We start from the raw sequence: 21,646 nt of genomic DNA, 5'->3' as shown, positions 1-21,646 counted from the left end.
GCTGGACCTCAGCCGCCACAGTCTCAGTGGCCTGACTTGGCTTCTTTGGGCGCATCCTGCGGGGTGAATTTGAACTCCCCAGGGAAGCGCACCGGGTCCACCGAAATGGCGACCACTTGCTGGGGCAAAAACTTGCCCTCCAGCAACAATTTGGACAAGGGGTTTTCAATCCGCTGCTGAATGGCCCGCTTGAGCGGACGCGCGCCATATACCGGATCGAAGCCCACTTTGGCCAGCTCCGCCAATGCCGCCGGCGACACCTCCAAATACAAGTCCATGTGGGCCAAGCGCTGGGCCAAAAAATCCAGTTGAATTTGGGCGATACGCGCAATGTGGCTGGCATCCAGCGAGTGGAAAACCACGGTTTCATCGATGCGGTTGAGAAACTCAGGCCTGAAATGGTTTTTCAACTCTTCCCACACCGCGTCTTTGATCTCGGCGTTGTCACGCCCGACCATGCTCTGGATCATGGGTGAGCCAATGTTGGAGGTCATCACGATGACGGTGTTTTTAAAGTCCACCGTTCGGCCTTGACCATCGGTCAAACGCCCATCGTCGAGCACCTGCAACAAAATATTGAACACATCCGGGTGGGCTTTCTCCACCTCGTCGAGCAAGATCACGCTGTAGGGCTTGCGCCGAACGGCCTCGGTGAGATAACCGCCCTCGTCATAGCCCACATAACCGGGGGGCGCACCAATCATTCGGCTCACAGAGTGCTTTTCCATGAACTCACTCATGTCAATGCGGATCAGGTGGTCTTCGCTGTCAAACAAAAAGGCCGCCAAAGCTTTGCACAGCTCTGTTTTACCGACCCCGGTGGGGCCCAAAAACAGGAATGATCCGGTGGGTCGGTTCGGGTCACCCAAACCAGCACGCGAACGGCGAATGGCATTGGCCACGGCCGAGATGCCCTCCTCTTGACCGATCACCCGTTGGTGCAAGCGCTCTTCCATCAGCAACAATTTATCGCGCTCGCCTTGCATCAACTTGGACACCGGGATGCCGGTGGCACGGGCCACCACTTCGGCGATTTCTTCGGCACCCACTTGGGTGCGCAGCAAGCGCGGTTGCCCGCTGTCACTGGACTTTTTCGCCTCTTTGGCTTGCGCCTCCTTGTGCCGCTTTTCGAGTTCCGGCAATTTCCCATATTGAAGCTCGGCCACTTGGTTGAACTCACCCTTGCGGGTCAATTCATCGATGCGAAAGCGCATCCGATCGATTTCTTCCTTGACCAGGGCGCTGCCTTGGGCATTGGATTTTTCCGATTTCCATATCTCTTCCAAATCGGCATATTCCTTGCCCAGCTTGACCACCTCTTCCTCCAACAAAGCCAGGCGCTTTTGCGAGGCATCGTCTTTTTCTTTTCTCACCGCCTCACGCTCAATCTTGAGTTGAATCAAGCGCCGATCCAATTTATCCATCACCTCGGGTTTGGAATCAATTTCAATTTTGATTTTGGCCGCCGCCTCGTCAATCAAGTCGATGGCCTTATCGGGTAAAAAACGGTCGGTGATGTAGCGGTGAGACAACTCGGCTGCCGCGACGATCGCGGGGTCGGTGATTTCCACCCCGTGGTGCACCTCGTAGCGCTCTTGCAGACCGCGCAAGATGGCAATGGTCGCCTCGACCGTGGGCTCGCCCACAATGATTTTTTGAAAGCGCCGCTCCAAGGCTGCGTCTTTTTCGATGAACTTGCGGTATTCATCCAAGGTGGTGGCGCCCACACAATGCAATTCTCCCCGGGCCAAGGCCGGCTTGAGCATGTTGCCGGCGTCCATCGCGCCCTCGGCCTTGCCAGCGCCCACCATGGTGTGCAACTCATCAATGAACACAATGTTTTGGCCCTCATCTTGGGCCAACTCCTTGAGCACCGACTTCAAACGCTCTTCAAACTCACCCCTGAATTTGGCGCCAGCCAAAAGGGACGCCATGTCCAATGACAAAACCTTTTTGCCTTTGAGCGAGTCGGGCACCTCACCCGCCACGATGCGCTGCGCCAAGCCTTCCACAATCGCCGTCTTGCCCACCCCTGGCTCTCCGATCAACACCGGGTTGTTTTTGCTGCGCCGTTGCAAGACTTGGATGGCACGGCGTATTTCGTCGTCACGGCCAATCACCGGGTCCAACTTGCCGGCTCGGGCGCGCTCGGTCAAATCCACACAATATTTTTTCAGCGACTCGCGCTGGCCTTCTGCATCGGCGCTTTGCACCGGTGCACCACCGCGCACAGCCTCGATCGCTGCCTCCAGACTGGAACGGGCCAGACCATGCTTGCGCACCAATTGGCCCGCGTCCCCTTTGTGATCGGCCAAGGCCAGAAAAAACAGTTCACCGGCAATGTACTGGTCCTTGCGTTTGAGGCCTTCTTTTTCGGCCGCTTGGATCAAACCCACCAACTCGCGCCCCACCTGCACCTGATCTTGGCCTTGTACTTGCGGGTAACGTGCCATCATTTGTTGCGCGTCTTGCAACAAGGCCGGCACCGCCACGCCTGCGCGCATCAACAGCGATTGGGGCCCATCGGTTTGGCGCAGCATGGCGACCATCAAGTGGGCCGGCTCAATATAAGCTTGGTCAGCGCCTAACACCAAAGTTTGGGCGTCAGACAATGCTTCTTGAAACTTGGTGGTGAGCTTTTCGACACGCATGGCTTTTCCCGTCAATGTTGTAGTGGACTGCAGTTTGGGTTGCCGCCGCTGTTTTCAAGCGGTGCCAAAGCGAAGAGCGCGCCCTGGTCTTGATCCACATCAATCAACCGGCTTGGCGAGGCACTTCAATGCCCCAGCGCGCCAGCGCATCGTCATCGCTGACCCGGGCATCGACCCAACGCGCTCCGTTCGGTGTTTGCTCTTTCTTCCAAAACGGGGCTTGGGTTTTGAGGTAGTCGATCAAAAATTCACAGGCTTGAAAACTTTGACCCCGGTGGGCCGAGGTCACACCGACCCACACAATTTGGTCTCCAGGCATCAGGTCGCCAATGCGGTGGATCACCCGCGCCGCGTGGATATCAAATTTGTCTTGGGCCTGGTTCAACATGGCCATGATGGCTTTTTCGGTCATGCCCGGGTAATGCTCCAAGGCCATGGCAGACACAGCCTGACCATCGCTTTGGCTGCGCACCGTGCCCAAAAAACTGCACACCGCCCCCACCCGTTCATCTTGTGCGCGCAAGGCTTGGTGCTCTTGCCCAATGTCAAAGTCTTCGGTTTGAATGGACACCGACAAAGACGCCATCTTCAGCCCCCGGTCACTGGCGGAAAAAAAGCCACCTCATCGCCATCGCTCAAGGCCGCATCCTCGGTACAGGCGACCTGGTTGAGGGCGGCACGCACCGCTTTGTGGGGCGCCAAGGCTTCAGCGTGTTGGGGGCTGATTTCCATCAACTCGAGGCGCAATTGGCCCACATGGGCGGCCTGGGTTTGAACCGTTTCCTGTCCCGAGCCAATGGCTTCCCGGACCGAAGCAAAGTAACGCAAATGAATCTTCATGACAACCAATGCGAAAAAGGCCAGTAAGGCACCAAGTCACCCTGGCAGAGCACTTGCCCTGGGGCCACATCAACCAAGCCGTCACCCCACACCGCCGAGGTCAACACCCCCGAGCTTTGGTTGGGGAAGAGATCCAATCCACCTTGCCCATTGCGGCGCACGCGCAAAAACTCACGCCGCTTGTCTGGCCTGGGCCAATCGAAATGAATAGGCAATTGGTAGGGGGCTGGGTCGCGTTCCACACCACCCTGCAAGGCCAGCAAAAACGGCCTGACCACACACAAGTAGGTCACAAAACTCGATACGGGGTTGCCAGGCAAGCCCAAGAAAAAGCATGGCGGCTGAGCAGTGACTGCAGAAGGTTTGTTGATCCAACCAAAGGCCAAAGGTTTGCCAGGCTTCATGGCGATTTGCCACACGTTCAAAACCCCCAAGGCCTGGACGGCGGGCTTGACGTGGTCCTCCTCGCCAACGGAGACGCCACCACTGCTAAGAATCAGGTCATGTTCAACGCTGGCTTGACCCAACACATCCATGGTGGCCTGGAGTTGATCGGGCACGATGCCCAGGTCGGTGACTTCACAGCCTGCTCTTTGCAGCAAGGCGCGTAGAAAAAAACGATTGGAGTTGTAAATCGTGCCAGGCTTCATGTCGGCCGGTGCCACACGGCCAGGCATGATGAGTTCGTCACCCGTGGAGAGCAAGGCGACACGGGGTTTGCGCACCACTGCCAACTCGGCCCGGCCAATGCTGGCGGCCAAACCCAACTCCGCCGGTTGAAGGCGACATCCTCTGGGCAAAATCACGGCCCCCATGGAAACGTCTTCACCGGCACGGCGTATCCATTGCCCTTTGCTGACCGTTTGGTTGATGGTGATGATCTCGGGTTGAACCGGGTCCACGCTGACGTGCTCTTGCATCACCACCGCATCCGCACCCGGGGGGATGGGTGCACCTGTGAAAATGCGCGCTGCCTCACAAGGATGAAGGGGCTGGCCATGGCTGCCCGCCGGAATGCGTTGGGTGACTCGCAAGGTGCTGCCCACATGGGGCACATCGCTGCAGCGCAAGGCATACCCGTCCATCGAGCTGTTGTCCAGTGCGGGCACGGCCAACTCAGAAACCACATCCTCTGCCAGGATGCGGCCATCGGCGTCCCAAGTGGCCACCGTCTCCACCGACGTCAAACTTTGCACATGCGACAGCATGATGGCGAGCGCATCGTCCAGGGACATCAGGGGTTTGGCCACAGCACTCATGGATTGACCAAAGGCGATTGGTAGACAAAACGATCTTGGTGTTGAATCAACCAATCAGCAACCATTTGTGGGGCATTCAGATCCAACACATCCAAGTTGGTGGGCTGGGGCAAGGCCTGGGGCTCATCGGTGGCGATGGCCACAATGAAGTCATCGTGGGGATAGCGGACCGCCTTGCCCGTGCACGGCCGCCACACTTCCATTTTGAGCAAATCACTGTCTTTGAATCCCTCAACCAAGACCCAATCGACCCCGGTGTAGAGCTCTGCAATCAAATGATGCGGGCTGAGTTTGGCGGCTTGTTCAAACTGTCTTTGCAACACCAAGCGTTGGTTACTGGCCACCACCACCTCAAAGGCCCCGGCTTCGCGGTGCCGCCAACTGTCTTTGCCGGGTTGATCCACATCAAATGAATGGTGGGCGTGTTTGACCACCGATACCCGAAGACCACGCGCTTTCAAGTGACCGATCAATTTTTCCACCAAGCCCGTTTTACCTGCGCCGGACTCACCCGCAAAGCCAATCACTTTCATGGGTGTTGTGGGCGCGCCCATCATGCCTTGGCCTCACAGTGTTGTTGGATATACGCCTTGACCAAATTCACATCGGGTGCCATCACACTCACCCGTTGCGGCCGCTCCGCCAGATCCAAAAATGCGGGCGGACATGGGGGGGCATGGCCCAGGGCTTGGACAATGGTGTCGGCAAACTTGATCGGCAAGGCGGTCTCCAAAACCAGCATCGGCACACCGTCTCGCACATGCTCGCGGGCCACCTTCAATCCATCGGCCGTGTGGGTGTCAATGATTTGGTCAAACCTGCGGTGGGTGTCTTGGATGGTGCGCAAGCGATCTGGGTGGTTGCTGCGACCACTGACAAAACCATGCTTTGTGGCTGCGTGTGCAAACAGGGGGTCTGCCGACAGGTCAAAGCGGCCCGCACTCGTCAGCGCATCGTGGAACAACTGGCGAACGCGCAGGGTATCGCCCTCGAGCAAGTCATGGACAAAGCGCTCAAAGTTGCTGGCTTTGGAGATGTCCATGGATGGGCTGGACGTTTCATGCGTTTGCTCGCTGCTGCGCACCTGATAAACACCCGTTTTGAAAAACACATCCAAGACATCGTTTTCATTGGTGGCCACCACCAGTTGATCAATGGGCAAGCCCATCGAACGGGCCACATGCCCGGCACACACATTGCCGAAATTGCCACTGGGCACGGTGAAGCTCACGCGTTGGCCTGGCTGATCGGTGGCTTGAAAGTAGCCCGCAAAGTAATACACCACCTGGGCCAATAAGCGCGCCCAATTGATGGAATTGACCGTTCCAATGCGGTACTTTCGCTTGAAGTCGTGATCGCCTGAGACGGCCTTGACCAAGTCTTGGCAATCATCGAACACCCCTTCAATGGCGATGTTGTGGATATTGGGGTCTTGCAGGCTGAACATCTGGGCCTGCTGAAAAGGGCTCATCCGGCCATGCGGGCTGGTCATGAAAACCCGCACCCCTTTTTTTCCGCGCATGGCGTATTCGGCCGCACTGCCGGTGTCACCCGAGGTGGCGCCCAAAATATTGAGCTCCTCGCCACGGCGTGCCAATTCATATTCAAACAAATGGCCCAGCAGTTGCATGGCCATGTCTTTGAACGCCAAGGTGGGGCCGTTGGAGAGGGCCAGGACAAATATCCCTGGCTCCAAAGGCCGCAGGGGCGCGATTTCGGTGGTGCCAAACACTTCAGCCGTATAGGTTTTTTGACACAAAGTCAGCAGGTCTGTTGGCGGTATGTCGTCTATGTAAAGAGACAAGATTTCAAAAGCCAGTTGCGCGTAACCTTGGTTTGCATAAACGCTTCGCCAGTGCTCCAGGGTTTGCGCGCTGATGCGCGGATAAGCCACCGGCAAATACAAGCCCCCGTCGGGTGCCAAGCCCTCCAGCAAAATATCGCAAAAGCGCCTTTGCTCAGGGTCACCACGGGTCGACAAGTAAAGCATCAGTTGAGCTCTTCTTTGCGAATGCGCACCACCGGCGCCAAAACCGTGTCCAAGGCCTGCATCTGCTCTATGGCCAAGTTCATGGCCGACTCCACACAAGCGTGGGTAAGGATGATCAGGTCGGTTTGGTTTTGCACCTCACCGGCTGGGCGCTGCAACACCGCATCGATGCTGATGGCGGCTTGGGCCAAGATGCCCGTCAATCGCGCCAGCACGCCGGCTTGGTCCGCGACCCGCAAGCGCAGGTAGTAGCTGGTGACCACCTCTGACATCGGCAAAACAGGGATCTCTCGGATGGCATCGGGTTGAAATGCCAAATGGGGAACGCGGTGCAAGGGGTCTGCCGTGTGCAAGCGGGTGATGTCCACCAAATCGGCGATCACAGAACTGGCCGTGGGTTCGCTGCCAGCGCCCTTGCCGTAATACAAGGTGGTGCCCACCGCATCGGCCTGCACCATGACCGCATTCATCGCCCCTTCCACATTGGCAATCAAACGCTTGGTGGGCACCAGGCAGGGGTGCACCCGCAACTCCACACCGGACTTGACGCGCTTGGTGATGCCCAGCAACTTGATGCGGTATCCCATTTGTTCGGCATAGGTGATGTCTTTGGACTCCAAATGGGTAATGCCTTCCACATAGGCCTTGTCAAACTGCACCCGAATGCCAAAAGCAATGGCCGACATCAAGGTGGCTTTGTGCGCGGCATCCACGCCTTCAATGTCGAAAGTGGGGTCGGCCTCTGCATAACCCAGTGCCTGGGCTTGCTTCAACACAGCGTCAAACGGCAGGCCTTTGTCGCGCATCTCCGACAAGATGAAATTGGTCGTGCCATTGATGATGCCCGCAATCCATTGGATGCGGTTGGCGGTCAAGCCCTCGCGCAAGGCTTTGATGATGGGAATGCCCCCCGCCACCGCGGCCTCAAAAGCCACGATGACGCCCTTGCGGTGCGCCGCTTCAAAAATCTCTGTGCCGTGCACCGCCAGCAAGGCTTTGTTGGCGGTGACCACATGCTTGCCCGCCTCAATCGCGGACATGACCAACTCGCGGGCAATGCCATAGCCGCCAATGAGTTCCACCACGATGTCAATCTCGGGGTTGGCCACAACAGCGCGCGCATCGTTGACCACGGTCACACCGGGCCCCACAATTTCCCGCGCGCGGGCGGTGTCCAAGTCCGCCACCATGGCGATTTCAATGCCCCGCCCTGCACGGCTTTGAATTTCCTCTTGGTTGCGCAACAGCACTTCAAACGTGCCTTTGCCCACGGTCCCAATGCCCAGCAGGCCCACTTGAATCGGCTTCATGATGCGTGACGCTTTCTGTATTGGGTCAAAAAAGTGGCAATCCGCCCAATGGCTTCTCGCAAATCGTCCTCATGGGGGAGAAAAACGATGCGAAAGTGATCGGGGGTCGGCCAATTGAAGCCTGTGCCTTGGACCAGCAAGACTTTGGTTTCTTGCAGCAACTCCTGGATGAAAAGTTGATCGTCCTCGATGGGGTAAATGCGCCGGTCTAATTTGGGAAACATGTACAAGGCGGCGCTGGGTTTAACGCAGCTCACCCCTTCAATGGCGGTGATGAGCTCGTATGCCAAATCGCGTTGGCGGCGCAAACGCCCACCTTCCTTGACCAAGTCGTTGATGCTTTGATAGCCGCCCAAGGCGGTTTGGATCGCCGACTGACCGGGCACATTGGCACACAAACGCATCGAGGACAGCATGTTCAGCCCTTCGATGTAGTCCTGTGCGGGTTTTTTGTCGCCCGAGACCACCATCCAACCCGCACGGTAACCGCATGAGCGGTAACTCTTGGACAAGGAGTTGAAGGTCAGGGTCAGCACATCGGTGGACAAACTGGCCAAGGCCGTGTGGCGATGCCCGTCATAGAGAACTTTGTCGTAGACCTCATCGGCAAAAATCACCAAGCCATGCTGCCTGGCCAAATCGACGATGCCTTGCAACAAGGCATCTGAATACAGGGCACCCGTTGGGTTGTTCGGGTTGATCACCACAATGCCTTTGGTGTGCGGCGTGATTTTGGCGCGGATGTCGTCCAAATCGGGCATCCAGCCATTGGCCTCATCGCACATGTAGTGCACGGGCGTTCCGCCCGACAAACTCACGGCAGCGGTCCACAAGGGATAGTCTGGGGCCGGCAGCAACAACTCATCGCCATTGTTAAGCAAGCCATTGGTGGCCATGACAATCAATTCACTGGCCCCATTGCCCAGGTAAATGTCCTCTAGCGATACGCCTTTGATGCCCTGTTGTTGGGTGTAGTGCATCACCGCTTTGCGCGCTGAAAAAATACCCTTGCTGTCCGAATAGGCCGCAGCGCTGGGCAGGTTGCGAATCATGTCTTGCTGAATTTCCTCTGGGGCATCAAAACCAAACACGGCCAGGTTGCCAATGTTGAGCTTGATGATTTTTTGCCCCTCCTCCTCCATCTGCCGAGCACGGTCGAGCACTGGCCCGCGAATGTCATAACAAACGTTGGACAGTTTTTCCGATTTGGCAATGGTCTTCAATGGGGCTCCCGTTGGCCAGACGTGGCTAAAACCTATAATTTGACCATACTTCTAACGCCTGGCCCCGATGAAACTTCAACCCGATCGCATGGATGTCTTGGCCGTGACCGGCTATGGCGAGGGCTGGATCGGCATCAATGGGGACAAAGTCGAGCACAGCGTGATCATCAGCTCCAAAGGGGCTCTTTTGGCTTGGCCATGCCAACACCCCGATGATTTGACGCCCGCACATTTTCAGGCGGTATACGAATTGGGTATTGAATTGCTGATTTTTGGAAGTGGGCGGCGCCTGCAATTTCCGCCCGCCCATTGCTTGCAAGGCTTGATCCAGTTGGGGTTGGGCATCGAAACCATGGACACCCAAGCGGCATGCAGAACCTACAACATTTTGGCGGGTGAAGGGCGGCATGTGGCAGCGGCTTTGATCGTGCAAAGGCCTGCCTGACGCTCAAGGCAGGGCCTGAGGGCAAAAGGCGTTAAAATTGGGAGCTGCGGTACCTGTGCCAAACATGACAGTTGGCCGGTTGATGTGTCACCACGCTGCTGCCCCACTGTCTCAAGAGATCAAGAAACCATGGCGATCGTTGTCAACAAACCCCTCCCTGAATTTGAAGCGAATGCCACCGGGGGGCTGAAAGTCTCCAACACATCTCACCATGGACAAATGGTGATTTTGTATTTTTACCCCAAAGACAACACCCCTGGCTGCACCACAGAGGCCATGCAGTTTCGCGACAAATACAAAGACTTTGCCAAAGCCGGTGCGGTTATTTTTGGCGTTTCCCGCGACAACATGAAATCCCACGACGATTTCAAGACCAAACTGGAATTGCCTTTTGAACTGATCGCCGACACCGAAGAAAAAATGTGTCACATGTTCGGTGTGGTGAAAAACAAAATCATGTATGGCAAAAAGGTTAAAGGCATTGAGCGCAGCACCTTTTTGATTGGCGCAGATGGTTTGCTCAAGCAAGAGTGGCGTGGCCTCAAAGTGCCCGGCCACATTGATGAGGTTTTGAAATCTGTCAAGGCACTCAAAAAAGCCGAAAAAACCGCGTGATAGCCCTCACCGTTCGAATGCCAAGCGATCGATCTCCCTAGACGGTTAGCCGCCTTGGAACCATTTTTCGCCCACTTCAACATCAGCCGCCAGCTTTACCTGGCGGCTTTTTCGCTTCTGAACCCTCCCCCGCCATCCCCTCTAAAACCATAGACCATGCCACTCCCTCCCCCCCCTGGCAAACGCGCCGCCCTGCTTCGCACCGACGCCCTGGAAACATCTGCGGCCACGACCTCCACCACAGAATGGTCTCAGCAGCGCCCCCCGAAAGCCAAACGCTCGGAACCTCCGTCACCAACGCGCGCACCCGAGCCAGGGCCGAATGTGGTTCTGTACTTGGAAAAATCGATGCCTAGCCCCATCAGCAAAACAGCTGACAAGGGCTCACCAACGGCCAAAACCGAACCCAAACCCAAGAAAAAGGCCCCCAGCGGTCCTGCCAAGCTGTTTGTGCTCGACACCAACGTGCTGATGCACGACCCCATGTGCTTGTTTCGATTCGAAGAGCACGATGTTTTTCTGCCCATGATTGTTCTGGAGGAACTCGATGGGCACAAAAAAGGCATGACCGAAGTGGCCCGCAATGCGCGCCAAACCAGCCGCAGCTTGGACAGTTTGGCGGCCCATCCCGGTGCGGACATGGCGGTGGGCTTGGCGCTCAACAGCACAGGGCACAAAGAAGTGGGTGGGCGTTTGTTTTTCCAGACCAGTCACCTAGAAGTTTCTTTGCCCAGCAGCCTGCCCCAAGGCAAAGCAGACAACCAAATTCTGGGGGTAGTCGAGGCCCTGCGCAAATTGCATGCACCGCGCGAAGTGGTGCTGGTGTCCAAAGACATCAACATGCGCGTCAAGGCGCGCGCCTTGGGCTTGGCGGCAGAAGACTACCAAAACGACAAGACCCTTGAAGATGGCGATCTGCTTTACTCAGGCGCATTGAGCCTGAGTGAAGATTTTTGGGTCAAGCATGCCAAAAACATTGAAAGCTGGCAAAGCGCCAGCCACACCTTCTACCGGGTGAGCGGCCCCATCGTGCCGAGTTTGCACATCAACCAGTTCGTTTACTTTGAGTCCCCTGGCGAGCCCAGCATGTATGCCCGGGTCACCGAGGTGCGGGGGAAAACCGCCACCCTCAAAACCTTGAAAGACTTCACCCACCCGAAAAATGCGGTATGGGGCATCAATGCGCGCAACCGCGAGCAAAACTTTGCCGTCAACCTGCTGATGGACCCTGAGATTGACTTTGTCACCCTGACCGGCACCGCTGGCACCGGCAAGACCTTGCTGGCGCTGGCCACCGGCCTGACCCAGGTGCTGGACGAGCGCCGTTACACCGAGATCATCATGACCCGCGCCACCGTCAGTGTGGGCGAAGACATTGGTTTTTTACCTGGCACCGAAGAAGAAAAAATGGGCCCCTGGATGGGGGCCTTGGACGATAACCTCGAAGCCTTGGCCAAAACCGAAACCTCGGCCGGTGAATGGGGACGCGCCGCCACCAACGAATTGATCCGCAGCCGCATCAAGATCAAGAGCATGAACTTCATGCGCGGGCGCACCTTCATGAACAAAATCGTGATCATCGATGAGGCGCAAAACCTGACGCCCAAGCAAATGAAAACCTTGATCACCCGTGCCGGCCCTGGCACCAAGATCATTTGCATGGGCAATTTGGCCCAAATCGATACGCCTTACCTGACGGAAGGCTCGTCGGGTCTGACCTTTGCCGTGGATCGGTTCAAAGGTTGGCCCCATGGCGGACACATCACCCTGGCCCGTGGTGAGCGCTCTCGCTTGGCTGACTTTGCCAGCGACGCGCTCTGATGAGCCACGGCGACTTCAATAGTCGCCGTTGGAGCTGGCCGCGTAAGACTCGAATTTGGTGATGTGCTTGAGGAAGGTCAGCTTGACTGTGCCCGTCGGGCCATTGCGCTGCTTGGCGATGATGACCTCGGCCACACCCGGCTCTTTGGAGTCCTTGTTGTAATAGTCATCGCGGTAGATGAACATGATGACGTCGGCATCTTGCTCAATGGCGCCAGACTCGCGCAAATCGCTCATCATGGGCCGCTTGTCGGTGCGGGTCTCGACACTGCGATTGAGCTGCGACAAGGCCAACACCGGGCATTGCAGCTCTTTGGCCAGCATTTTTAAACCGCGAGAAATCTCACCCAGTTCGGTGGCCCGGTTGTCAGATTCGTTGCTCGAGCCCGACATCAGCTGCAAATAATCGACCACGATCAGGCCCATCTTGCCGCACTGGCGCGCCAGACGCCGGGCATTGGCGCGCAGCTCGCTGGTGTTGAGGCCTGGCGTCTCATCAATGTGCAAGGACACATCGCGCAAACGCTCAATGGCCTCGGTCAAGCGCGGCCACTCCTCGTCGGTGAGTTTGCCGGTGCGCAAATGGGTTTGGTCAATGCGGCCGATGGAGCCCACGATGCGCACCGCCAACTGACTGGCGCCCATCTCCATGGAGAACACCGCCACCGGCAATTGCTCTTGTAAAGCCACATGCTCAGCAATGTTGATGGCCAACGCGGTTTTGCCCATGGAGGGGCGGGCCGCCAACACCACCAGATCGCCGGGCTGCAAGCCCGAGGTCATGCGGTCAAAATCATAAAAACCAGTGGGCACGCCGGTGATGTCATTCGGGTTATCGGCCATCTCCTGGACACGGTCCATCAAGCTCACGACCAAGGTGTTCATGGCCTGAAAGCCTTGGCGCATGCGTGAACCCTCTTCGCCAATGCTGAAGACTTTTTGTTCGGCCTCATCAAGGATTTGCGAAACCTGCTTGCCCTGCGGGTTGAAAGCCTGGGTGGCGATTTCATCGCTGACCGACACCAGTTTGCGCAAAATCGAACGCTCGCGCACGATTTCCGCATAGCGGCGGATGTTGCTGGCACTGGGCACGTACTGGGCCAAGGCATTGAGGTACGCCAAGCCCCCAATCTCCTCGGCCTTGCCCACCCCTTGCAAATGCTCAAAGACGGTGATCACATCGGCCGGCCGGCTGGTGTTGATCAAAGCCGTCAAAGAGGCAAATATTTGGCGGTGCTCGTAGCGGTAAAAATCCCCGTCTTGCAGCATGTCGCCAATCCGGTCCCAGGCTGAGTTGTCCAGCAAAAGCCCACCCAACACACTGGACTCGGCTTCGATGGAGTGCGGCGGAATGCGCAACTGCGCCACTTGCCGGTCTTTGCTGGACAGTTCTTCGATGCTGGAAAAAACAGCTGACATGAAATTCCTTCTAAAGCACGATCGTATAGCCAGTGTGTCGCGCTGTCACGGTACAAGTCTGTGCATAAGTGGTGCACAGACGGGGGACAAGCCAAGCCCAGAATTCGAAAGTATGCACACTGGCCCTCCATGCCCACGCAAACGGGCAAGAACTCAAACCACCCGTATTGATGCGCATCTGAGCGCCAAAAGTGCAAAAGCCGTTGCAAGCAACGGCTTTTGCGTTCTGTTCGGCCAGATCAGGCGGTTTCGCCGTACACCGACACGTTGACTTCCACCACCACATCGGTGTGCAAAGACACGCTGACTGCAGAGTCGCCGACCACCTTGATAGGGCCATGGGGCATGCGTACCTGGGCTTTGGTGAGGGTGTAGCCGGCTTTGACCAGCTCTTCGGCGATGTCGAAATTGGTCACCGAGCCAAACAAGCGGCCATCCACACCGGCCTTTTGGGTCAGCTTGACGGTGGTGCCCGCCAACTTTTCACCAGCCGCTTGGGCTTGGGCCAACTTTTCAGCAGCCGCCTTTTCCAGATCAGCGCGGCGCACTTCAAACTCTTTGATGGCGTCTGCGGTGGCGCGGCGAGCGCGGCCCGAAGGGATCAGGAAATTACGGGCATAACCGTCTTTGACCTTGACGACTTCACCCAGATTGCCAAGGTTCACCACCTTGTCGAGCAATATGATTTGCATGATGTGTTCCCTTAGATTTTGTGTTGGTCGCTGTAGGGCAACATGGCCAAAAAGCGGGCACGCTTGATGGCGGTGTTGAGTTGGCGTTGGTAAATGGCCCGGGTGCCGGTCAGGCGTGCGGGAATGATTTTTCCGTTTTCGGCAATGAAGTCGCGCAAGGTGTCGACATCTTTGTAGTCAATCTCTTCCACGCCAGCAACCGTGAAACGGCAAAAGCGCTTGCGCTTGAACAGCAGGGACTGGGTGTTGCGCTTGGGGCGCTTGTCTTTGTTGAATTTCTTGAACGTGGCCATGGCTTGGGCCTCCTATGTGTTGGGCTGAAAATCTTGCAAATGAAAAACAGGGTGCTTGGCGTTGCGGGTGGTGGCCAAAAAGCCTTTGAACAACCAGCAACTGTCGAGGGCTTGGTGGCCAATGCGTTCGGCCATCAGGCCCACCGCAATGGTTTTGACAGAGGTTTTGACGGTTCGCGGGGTTCCGGCTTCTTGCTGCTCTGACTCGTGTTCGAGTCGCAATTCCAAAACTGGCAATCCCGCTGGGGTGTACCGCAAAGGACTGACCTCTGCGATGCGTGCCGTCAAAACCAACTGGTTCACACCCAGCCGATCGACCTCAGGCAGAAAAGTCCGCTTGCTGGGCCTTGCGGGCCTCTTCGCGTTCCACACTCTTCATCATCGAGGAAGGACCAGTATCGGCCTTCTTCTTTTGAACGGTGAGGTGGCGCAGCACAGCGTCATTGAACTTGAACGCATGTTCGATTTCTGCCATCACCGCTTGGCTGGCTTCGATGTTGATGCACAGGTAATGCGCCTTGGCCAGTTTGTTGATCATGTAGGTCAGCTGACGCCGACCCCAGTCCTCAACCCGGTGGATCACGCCGCCGCCAGCGGTGATCATGCCTTTGTAGCGCTCCAGCATGGCTGGAACTTGTTCGCTCTGATCCGGATGGATGAGCAAGATGATTTCATAATGACGCATGCAGACTCCTTGTGGATGAAGCCGCCCCCAGCGTCTGATGGGGTGCGGCAAGGGAAACCCAAGATTATAGGCGAACGCGCACCCGCTTTTGTGCACAGTTGGGTCAGGTCGTCGTGCGCACCCAATCCCCATTGAATTTTTGGGGCAGTTTGGGTCGCCTCAAGCCGCAGCGGACAATGGTGCGGAACGGGTTGGGGGCCATATTTTGCTCAACAAAATACCCACAAACAAGCCCAGGGGCACGCCAAAAACGCCGGCACTCACCGGCGCCACGCCCCACCAAAGCCCATCCACGGCCCCCAAGCCCGCAGCGGCCAGAGAATGGGCGCCTATGTACCAAAGCGCCAACAAGGTCCCCGACACCATGGCTCCCACGGCCCCCGCACGGCTAAACCCCGGCCAATACAAGCTGAGCAACAAAACGGGGAAAAAACACGATGCGGCCAAGGAGAAAGCGCAAGAGACCCAAAACAAAATGTCCACGGGTCGATAGGTTGCGATCCAGGCCGCCACCAAAGCCACCAGCATCAACAAAATTTTGGACAGCATCACCCGGCGAATGGGCGTGGCCTGGGGGGCCAGGGTTTGGAAATACATGTCGTGGGCCAAGGCATTGGAGATGGTCAACAACAATCCATCCGCGGTGGACAAGGCAGCGGCCAAAGCACCAGCGGCAATCAGGCCGGTGAACACAGCAGAAATGCCCAAAATCTCAGGTGCTGCCAGCACCAAATAGTCGGTGGCCAAGCGCACATCGGCCCACTGAACCAGGCCATCGCCATTGTGATCGTTGAGGGTCAACAAGGCCGGTTTTCGCAACCGTAAGTTTTGCGCCCATTCCGGCAGGGCACCCATGGCCGAGCCCACCAAATCGGTCAAGACCACCTGTTTGATCATCACCGCCAAGCTCGACGCGCACAGGTAGACAATGACCACAAAGAACAAGGTCCAAACAATCGACTGTTGGGCCTGCCGTGCTGTGGGGGTGGTCAGCGACCGCATCAGCACATGGGGCAAGGAGGCCGTTCCCATCATGAAGCACAACACCAAACAAATTGTGTTGAGCAAGCCGTGGTGAATCACGCTGGCGCTCCCGCGCTCAAAGCCAATGGCGCGCTGAAGCTCTTGCTGGATCAGGCCGCGCTCGCGTTGCCAGACCTGGACCAAACGGTGGCTGTCGCTGTCGTGCCAAACCGGGTTGGCCTCCAAGCGTTGGATATCGCGCACGGGGCTGTTTTGCAGCTTCAAATCTGCAATTTTGGCACCCAACAACTGCCGCTCAGCAAAGCGGGCTTGCTCGGGGTCGGCGATCTTGCGCTCCAATTCGGCCAGTCTTTCGCGCATGATGGCCTTGGATTGCGCCTCGGCCGGATCTATTTGGATGTCACGCACCCGTTGGGCCATCGCCTGCAAGCCCATGCCTGCGCCCCAAGAGGGCAAAGCACTGCCGTGAAGATGCCATGCCACGGCCACCGCCAACGTCACCATGGTCGAGACGATGACCACACATTGCAGCACCTGTGTCCAGGTCACCGCCCGCATGCCGCCCAAAAAGGAACAGAGCAAGACGCCACCCAATGCCAAAAAAACACCCAGCTCAAAGTTCATTCCCGACAACATCGAAGCGACCAGGCCGATGGCATAAATTTGCGCCACCAAATAAACGCCTGAGCACAAGATGGCACCTGCTGCACCCAGCCAGCGCACAGCCGTGCTGTCGAGCCGCTGGCCCAACAATTCGGGGATGGTGGTGGCACCCGATTGGTTGATCTTGCCGGCGAACAAAATACCCAACAAACAAAACCCACCGGTCCAACCCAACACATAAGCCAAGCCTCCGGCATGTGCACCATCGCCAACAAACCCATCGGAAATCAGCAATCCGGTCAACCCCATGAAAGTGGCTGCCGACATCCAATCGGCCGCCGTGGCCATGCCATTGAAGGGCGCCCCAATGCGACGCCCAGCCACATAGTATTCGTTGAACAAGGTGGTTCGGCACACCAAGCCAATCGCGGCATAGCCCACAATCGACAGCACCAAAAAAGCCACATTGATGCTGGATTTGGAAACACCCCAAGTCTCGGCCAGCCACAAGGACAAGGCCATCAGCAAAGCACCCAAACTGGCGCCCGCCACCATGCGCCAGCTCCAGGCCTCACCCATCACCGCTGGCCGGGTTCATCGCAGCGGATGCCATGCACCCACCACAGCAACAGCACATAAGCCACCGGCATGGCCTGGGCCACCCACCAAAAATGCCACCCCGATTGATCTGGCGTCAGCCAAACCCAGGCCAAGGCGGCCAAGGTGGCGAGCATCGTCAAACACAATGCCCACCAAGCGCGGTGTCCAGGGTGTGAAGATGGGGAATTGATTTCGGGGTCCACACCTTGGTTTTAGCAGTTTTCCGAAGCTCAAGGGCTGGGGTTGCCCCTAGTGTTTAGGTCGGCGCAGCCAGCGATTTCCAAGTTTGGATCACGCTATCGGGGTTGAGCGAGATGGAACTGATGCCTTTTTGGGCCAACCACAAGGCAAAGTCGGCATGGTCGCTGGGGCCTTGACCGCAAATACCCACGTATTTGCCGGCTGCATGACAGGCATCGATGGCGCGCTCGAGCATGGCCAAAACCGCCGGGTCGCGTTCGTCAAAATCAGCGGCCAACAATTCCAATCCCGAGTCACGGTCCAAGCCCAAAGTGAGTTGGGTCAGGTCGTTGGAGCCGATGGAGAAACCGTCAAAAAATTGCAAAAAGTCAGCCGCCAAAATGGCGTTGCTGGGCACTTCGCACATCATGATCAATTTCAAATCGTCTTGTCCACGTTGCAAACCGTGCTGGGCCAACAACTGGGTCACGCGCTCGGCCTGCCCCAAGGTGCGCACAAACGGCACCATGACTTGCACATTGCGCAAACCCATGTCCAAACGCACCCGGCGCAGGGCTTCGCACTCCATGGCAAAGGCTGGGCCAAAGTCAGCGCTGAGGTAACGCGCTGCACCGCGAAAACCCAGCATGGGGTTTTCTTCTTCGGGCTCGTACCGGCTGCCCCCGATGAGTTTGCGGTACTCGTTGGACTTGAAGTCGGACAAGCGAACAATCACCGGCTTGGGCCAAAAAGCCGCGGCAATGGTGGCCACACCCTCCGCCACTTTGTCCACATAAAACGCACGCGGCGAGGCATGGCCACGGGCCACCGATTCCACCGCTTTTTTCAGGTCAGAGTCGACATTGGGGTAATCCAAGATGGCCTTGGGGTGAATGCCAATGTTGTTGTTGATGATGAACTCCAGCCGGGCCAAGCCCACACCTTGGTTGGGCAGTTGGCAAAAATCAAACGCCAACTGCGGGTTGCCCACGTTCATCATGATTTTGGTGGCGATCTCGGGCATGGTGCCGCGCGCGACCTCGCTCACCTCGGTGGGCAGCAGACCGTCATAGATAAAACCGGTATCGCCCTGGGCACAACTGACTGTGACCAGTTGGTCCGATTTGAGGTGTTCGGTGGCGTCGCCACAACCGACCACCGCAGGGATGCCCAACTCGCGGGCGATGATGGCCGCGTGGCAGGTGCGCCCGCCGCGGTTGGTGACGATGGCGCTGGCGCGCTTCATCACCGGCTCCCAGTTGGGGTCGGTCATGTCGGTGACCAACACATCCCCCGCTTGCACCAGATCCATTTGATCGATGTGGTTGACCAAGCGCACCGGTCCGGCGCCAATTTTTTGGCCGATGGCACGGCCTTGGGCCAATACAGTTCCCTGGGCTTTGAGCTTGAAGCGGTGTTCGACCTGGTCTTTTTGCTGGCTTTTCACGGTCTCTGGGCGGGCTTGCAAGATATAAAGCTGCCCATCCACACCGTCCTTGCCCCATTCAATGTCCATCGCCCGGCCATAGTGCGCTTCGATGACCAAAGCGTAAGCCGCCAACTGCTGCACCTCATCGTCGGTCAACGAGTAGCGGTTGCGCATCTCGGTGGGCACATCCTCGGTGTGAACCAATTTACCGCCCTGGGCACGCTGCTCAGGGGTGGCGAACACCATTTGGATCAATTTGGAGCCCAGGCTGCGGCGAATCACCGCCTTGTGCCCGGCTTTGAGCATGGGCTTGTGCACATAAAACTCGTCAGGATTGACGGCACCTTGCACCACTGTCTCGCCCAAGCCGTAGCTCGATGTGATGAACACCACTTGGTCAAAACCGGTTTCGGTGTCCATGGTGAACATCACCCCTGCCGCCCCCAAGTCCGAGCGCACCATGCGCTGGACCCCAGCCGACAAAGCCACATCAGCATGGGCAAATCCTTTGTGCACCCGGTAACTGATGGCGCGGTCGTTGTAGAGCGAGGCAAACACCTCGCGCATCTTCAACAACACATCTTCAATACCCGTCACATTGAGAAAGGTCTCTTGCTGGCCGGCAAAGGATGCGTCGGGCAAATCCTCGGCAGTGGCCGAAGAGCGCACCGCCAATGAGGCATCCAGCTGACCGGCACACAAAACCGAATGCGCTGCGCGGATCTCCGCTTCCAAATCGGCGGGAAACGGCTGATCCATCAGCCACTGGCGGATTTCGGCACCCGCCAGGGCCAGGGCACGCACATCTTCGGTGTCCAAACTGGTCAAGCGCTGGGCAATGCGTGCGTCCAAACCTTCGTGGTGCAAAAACTGTCTGAAAGCATGTGCAGTGGTGGCAAAGCCGGTGGGGACGCGGACTCCTGCGGGGAGCTGAGAAATCATCTCGCCGAGGCTGGCGTTTTTACCGCCAACGGCCTCGACATCGGTCATTCTCAGGTTTTCAAACGGTACGACCAAGGCGGTCGGGCTGAAGAGTGCAGACATGGGGAAGCTCCGGAAGTTAAAACCGGTGTGGCGCCAAGCCGGGGCTGATGTTCAAGCCCGTGTGGCCCATGTGCAAACGCTCCCACACAGCGGAGTTGTGTTTTTTTGGGTGTGTAGAAACGGTTTGTCATGTATAAATTTGGATAATGGACAGATTGTAGGCCTGCGTTTGGGCCCACCCCCTTTGAAAGCACCCATGCCCAACCCCACGGTCTTTTTTGTCTCTGACGGCACTGGCATCACTGCTGAAACCTTTGGCAACGCCATCTTGGCGCAGTTTGAAATCAAGTCCCGCCATGTGCGTTTGCCGTTTGTGGACACGGTGGACAAGGCGCACCAAGCGGTGCGCCAAATCAACCACACCGCCGAGTTGGAGGGCCGCCGCCCGATTGTGTTCACCACCTTGGTCGATGAGAATGTTTTGGGCGTGATTCGCAACGGCGTGAAAGCCTTGTTGCTCGATATGTTTGGCACCTTTGTTAACCCCTTGGAAGCCGAATTGGGCATCACTTCCAACCACCGGGTTGGTCGTTTTTCGGATGTCAGCAAAAGCCAGGCCTACCATGACCGCATCGAGGCCATCAATTTCAGCCTATCGCACGACGACGGCCAACTCAGCCGCGATTTGGACAAAGCCGATGTGATTTTGGTGGGTGTGAGCCGCAGTGGCAAAACCCCAACCAGCCTTTATTTGGCCATGCAGTACGGCATCAAGGCCGCCAACTACCCACTGATACCCGAGGATTTCGAGCGCCAGCAATTTCCCTCTGCGGCGCAAGCTTTTCGCAAAAAGGTGTTTGGCCTGAGCATTCTTCCCGAGCGTTTGAGCGAGGTCCGCAACGAGCGTCGGCCCGGTTCGCGGTATGCCAGTTTGGACAACTGCCGCTACGAGGTCAGCGAAGCCGAGGCCATGATGCGCCGCGAAGGCATCCGCTGGTTATCTACCACCACCAAAAGCATCGAAGAAATTGCCACCACCATCTTGCAAGAAGTCAGGCCTGAGCGCCTGACTTATTAGCGGGTTGCCGCAGCGATGGGGGTTCGCGCAACGCGTTTGTGTGACTCGCCCCGATGGAGCGGGCCTTCAACCCAGTGCAGCGATGGCTGCGCGGGCGATTTGGGCGTCGTCTTGGGATTTCACGCCACTTACGCCCACCGCACCAATCACTTGCCCGTCCTTGATGATCGGCACACCGCCCTCCAACAAACCTTGTTGGTTGGGGGCGCTCAAAAAGGCATAGCGCCCGCCGTTGATCATTTCTTCGTAAATGCGGCTCTCACGCCGGCCCAGTGCTGCGGTGTTGGCCTTGGCCGGTGCCATGTACGACGTGCTCGGTGCTGCGCCGTCCATGCGTTCAAACCACAGCAAATGTCCGCCGTCATCGACGATGGCAAAGGACACAGCCCATTGGTTTTTCAAGGCTTCAGCTTGGGCGGCAGCGGCCATGCGCTGCAGATCGGAGTGTTCAAGGGTGGGTTTGTTTTTCATGGCAATGATGTTAGCAAACCTGCGCCATCACGGCAGAGGGGGATAAATCTGCGACACCCACTGGAAACGGCATA

At 57.2% G+C, this 21,646-nt stretch carries 21 protein-coding genes; 4 read left to right on the top strand and 17 right to left on the bottom strand.

All coding sequences use genetic code 11. The features are described from left to right. Nucleotides 1–23 precede the first annotated feature (23 nt). From clpB to AC8GFZ_RS11600, 8 genes are all read right to left on the bottom strand, one after another. On the bottom strand, nt 24–2,651 hold the full coding sequence (gene clpB / locus AC8GFZ_RS11635; protein ID WP_506645047.1) for an ATP-dependent chaperone ClpB: 2,628 nt from the start codon (nt 2,649–2,651) through the stop codon (nt 24–26). Nucleotides 2,652–2,754: 103 nt separating this feature from the next. Continuing rightward, the gene (moaE, locus tag AC8GFZ_RS11630; protein ID WP_506645046.1) at nt 2,755–3,237 is read right to left on the bottom strand and encodes a molybdopterin synthase catalytic subunit MoaE; all 483 of its coding nucleotides are present in this window, start codon (nt 3,235–3,237) and stop codon (nt 2,755–2,757) included. Nucleotides 3,238–3,239: 2 nt separating this feature from the next. Continuing rightward, nucleotides 3,240–3,491 (bottom strand): molybdopterin converting factor subunit 1, encoded by a 252-nt coding sequence (moaD, locus tag AC8GFZ_RS11625; RefSeq protein ID WP_506645045.1) that lies wholly within the window; start codon nt 3,489–3,491, stop codon nt 3,240–3,242. Beyond that, nucleotides 3,488–4,750: a molybdopterin molybdotransferase MoeA gene (locus tag AC8GFZ_RS11620; RefSeq protein ID WP_506645044.1), complete on the bottom strand. Its 1,263-nt coding sequence runs from the start codon at nt 4,748–4,750 to the stop codon at nt 3,488–3,490. Before AC8GFZ_RS11620 ends, moaD begins: the two co-directional genes overlap by 4 nt. Beyond that, nucleotides 4,747–5,283 (bottom strand): molybdopterin-guanine dinucleotide biosynthesis protein B, encoded by a 537-nt coding sequence (gene mobB / locus AC8GFZ_RS11615; protein ID WP_506645043.1) that lies wholly within the window; start codon nt 5,281–5,283, stop codon nt 4,747–4,749. Before mobB ends, AC8GFZ_RS11620 begins: the two co-directional genes overlap by 4 nt. 20 nt (nt 5,284–5,303) lie before the next feature. Then, the gene (gene thrC, locus AC8GFZ_RS11610; protein WP_506645042.1) at nt 5,304–6,740 is read right to left on the bottom strand and encodes a threonine synthase; all 1,437 of its coding nucleotides are present in this window, start codon (nt 6,738–6,740) and stop codon (nt 5,304–5,306) included. Continuing rightward, on the bottom strand, nt 6,740–8,050 hold the full coding sequence (locus AC8GFZ_RS11605) for a homoserine dehydrogenase (RefSeq protein ID WP_506645041.1): 1,311 nt from the start codon (nt 8,048–8,050) through the stop codon (nt 6,740–6,742). Before AC8GFZ_RS11605 ends, thrC begins: the two co-directional genes overlap by 1 nt. Continuing rightward, nucleotides 8,047–9,273 (bottom strand): pyridoxal phosphate-dependent aminotransferase, encoded by a 1,227-nt coding sequence (locus AC8GFZ_RS11600; protein ID WP_506645040.1) that lies wholly within the window; start codon nt 9,271–9,273, stop codon nt 8,047–8,049. The genes AC8GFZ_RS11605 and AC8GFZ_RS11600 overlap by 4 nt, the downstream gene beginning before the upstream one ends. 67 nt (nt 9,274–9,340) lie before the next feature. On the opposite strand from AC8GFZ_RS11600, the gene AC8GFZ_RS11595 reads away from it, so the two are divergent. The 3 genes from AC8GFZ_RS11595 to AC8GFZ_RS11585 all read left to right on the top strand — a co-directional run bounded on the left by AC8GFZ_RS11595 (nt 9,341) and on the right by AC8GFZ_RS11585 (nt 12,154). Then, the gene (locus AC8GFZ_RS11595) at nt 9,341–9,718 is read left to right on the top strand and encodes an Mth938-like domain-containing protein (protein WP_506645039.1); all 378 of its coding nucleotides are present in this window, start codon (nt 9,341–9,343) and stop codon (nt 9,716–9,718) included. A 129-nt stretch (nt 9,719–9,847) separates the two neighbouring features. Beyond that, nucleotides 9,848–10,333 (top strand): peroxiredoxin, encoded by a 486-nt coding sequence (locus tag AC8GFZ_RS11590; protein ID WP_506645038.1) that lies wholly within the window; start codon nt 9,848–9,850, stop codon nt 10,331–10,333. A gap of 348 nt (nt 10,334–10,681) precedes the next feature. Continuing rightward, the gene (locus AC8GFZ_RS11585; protein ID WP_506645037.1) at nt 10,682–12,154 is read left to right on the top strand and encodes a PhoH family protein; all 1,473 of its coding nucleotides are present in this window, start codon (nt 10,682–10,684) and stop codon (nt 12,152–12,154) included. A gap of 15 nt (nt 12,155–12,169) precedes the next feature. Here AC8GFZ_RS11585 and dnaB read toward each other — a convergent pair whose 3' ends face one another. From dnaB to ppsA, 8 genes are all read right to left on the bottom strand, one after another. Then, a complete protein-coding gene (dnaB, locus tag AC8GFZ_RS11580) occupies nt 12,170–13,573 on the bottom strand; it encodes a replicative DNA helicase (protein WP_506645036.1) in 1,404 nt (467 codons plus the stop codon). 239 nt (nt 13,574–13,812) lie between these two features. Beyond that, nucleotides 13,813–14,265, bottom strand: a complete 453-nt coding sequence (gene rplI / locus AC8GFZ_RS11575) for a 50S ribosomal protein L9 (protein ID WP_506645035.1) — start codon at nt 14,263–14,265, stop codon at nt 13,813–13,815. A gap of 11 nt (nt 14,266–14,276) precedes the next feature. Beyond that, nucleotides 14,277–14,558 carry a 30S ribosomal protein S18 gene (rpsR, locus tag AC8GFZ_RS11570; RefSeq protein WP_054255839.1) on the bottom strand — a complete coding sequence of 94 codons (282 nt, stop codon included), beginning with the start codon at nt 14,556–14,558 and terminating at the stop codon, nt 14,277–14,279. Between the two features lie 12 nt (nt 14,559–14,570). Continuing rightward, nucleotides 14,571–14,861, bottom strand: a complete 291-nt coding sequence (gene priB, locus AC8GFZ_RS11565; protein WP_506645034.1) for a primosomal replication protein N — start codon at nt 14,859–14,861, stop codon at nt 14,571–14,573. A 16-nt stretch (nt 14,862–14,877) separates the two neighbouring features. Continuing rightward, a complete protein-coding gene (gene rpsF, locus AC8GFZ_RS11560) occupies nt 14,878–15,243 on the bottom strand; it encodes a 30S ribosomal protein S6 (protein WP_506645033.1) in 366 nt (121 codons plus the stop codon). A 159-nt stretch (nt 15,244–15,402) separates the two neighbouring features. Beyond that, a complete protein-coding gene (locus AC8GFZ_RS11555) occupies nt 15,403–17,409 on the bottom strand; it encodes a VC_2705 family sodium/solute symporter (protein ID WP_506645032.1) in 2,007 nt (668 codons plus the stop codon). After that, entirely contained in the window at nt 17,409–17,570 is a 162-nt protein-coding gene (locus AC8GFZ_RS11550) for a hypothetical protein (protein ID WP_506645031.1), read from the bottom strand. The genes AC8GFZ_RS11555 and AC8GFZ_RS11550 overlap by 1 nt, the downstream gene beginning before the upstream one ends. 116 nt (nt 17,571–17,686) lie before the next feature. Further along, the gene (ppsA, locus tag AC8GFZ_RS11545; protein WP_506645030.1) at nt 17,687–20,083 is read right to left on the bottom strand and encodes a phosphoenolpyruvate synthase; all 2,397 of its coding nucleotides are present in this window, start codon (nt 20,081–20,083) and stop codon (nt 17,687–17,689) included. Nucleotides 20,084–20,279: 196 nt separating this feature from the next. Between ppsA and ppsR the strand changes: the two genes are divergently transcribed. Continuing rightward, entirely contained in the window at nt 20,280–21,101 is an 822-nt protein-coding gene (ppsR, locus tag AC8GFZ_RS11540) for a posphoenolpyruvate synthetase regulatory kinase/phosphorylase PpsR (protein ID WP_506645029.1), read from the top strand. A gap of 66 nt (nt 21,102–21,167) precedes the next feature. Here the strand turns inward: ppsR and AC8GFZ_RS11535 are convergent, their stop codons facing one another. Next, nucleotides 21,168–21,572, bottom strand: coding sequence for a GlcG/HbpS family heme-binding protein (locus AC8GFZ_RS11535; RefSeq protein WP_506645028.1), 405 nt, complete (start codon nt 21,570–21,572; stop codon nt 21,168–21,170). Nucleotides 21,573–21,646 lie beyond the last annotated feature (74 nt).

The sequence above is a fragment of the Limnohabitans rimovensis (SeqCode) genome, from assembly GCF_965234775.1.
GTDB lineage: Bacteria > Pseudomonadota > Gammaproteobacteria > Burkholderiales > Burkholderiaceae_C > Limnohabitans > Limnohabitans rimovensis.
The sequence above is the reverse complement of the archived record's forward strand: the minus strand, read 5'-3'. Positions and strand labels throughout refer to the sequence as shown.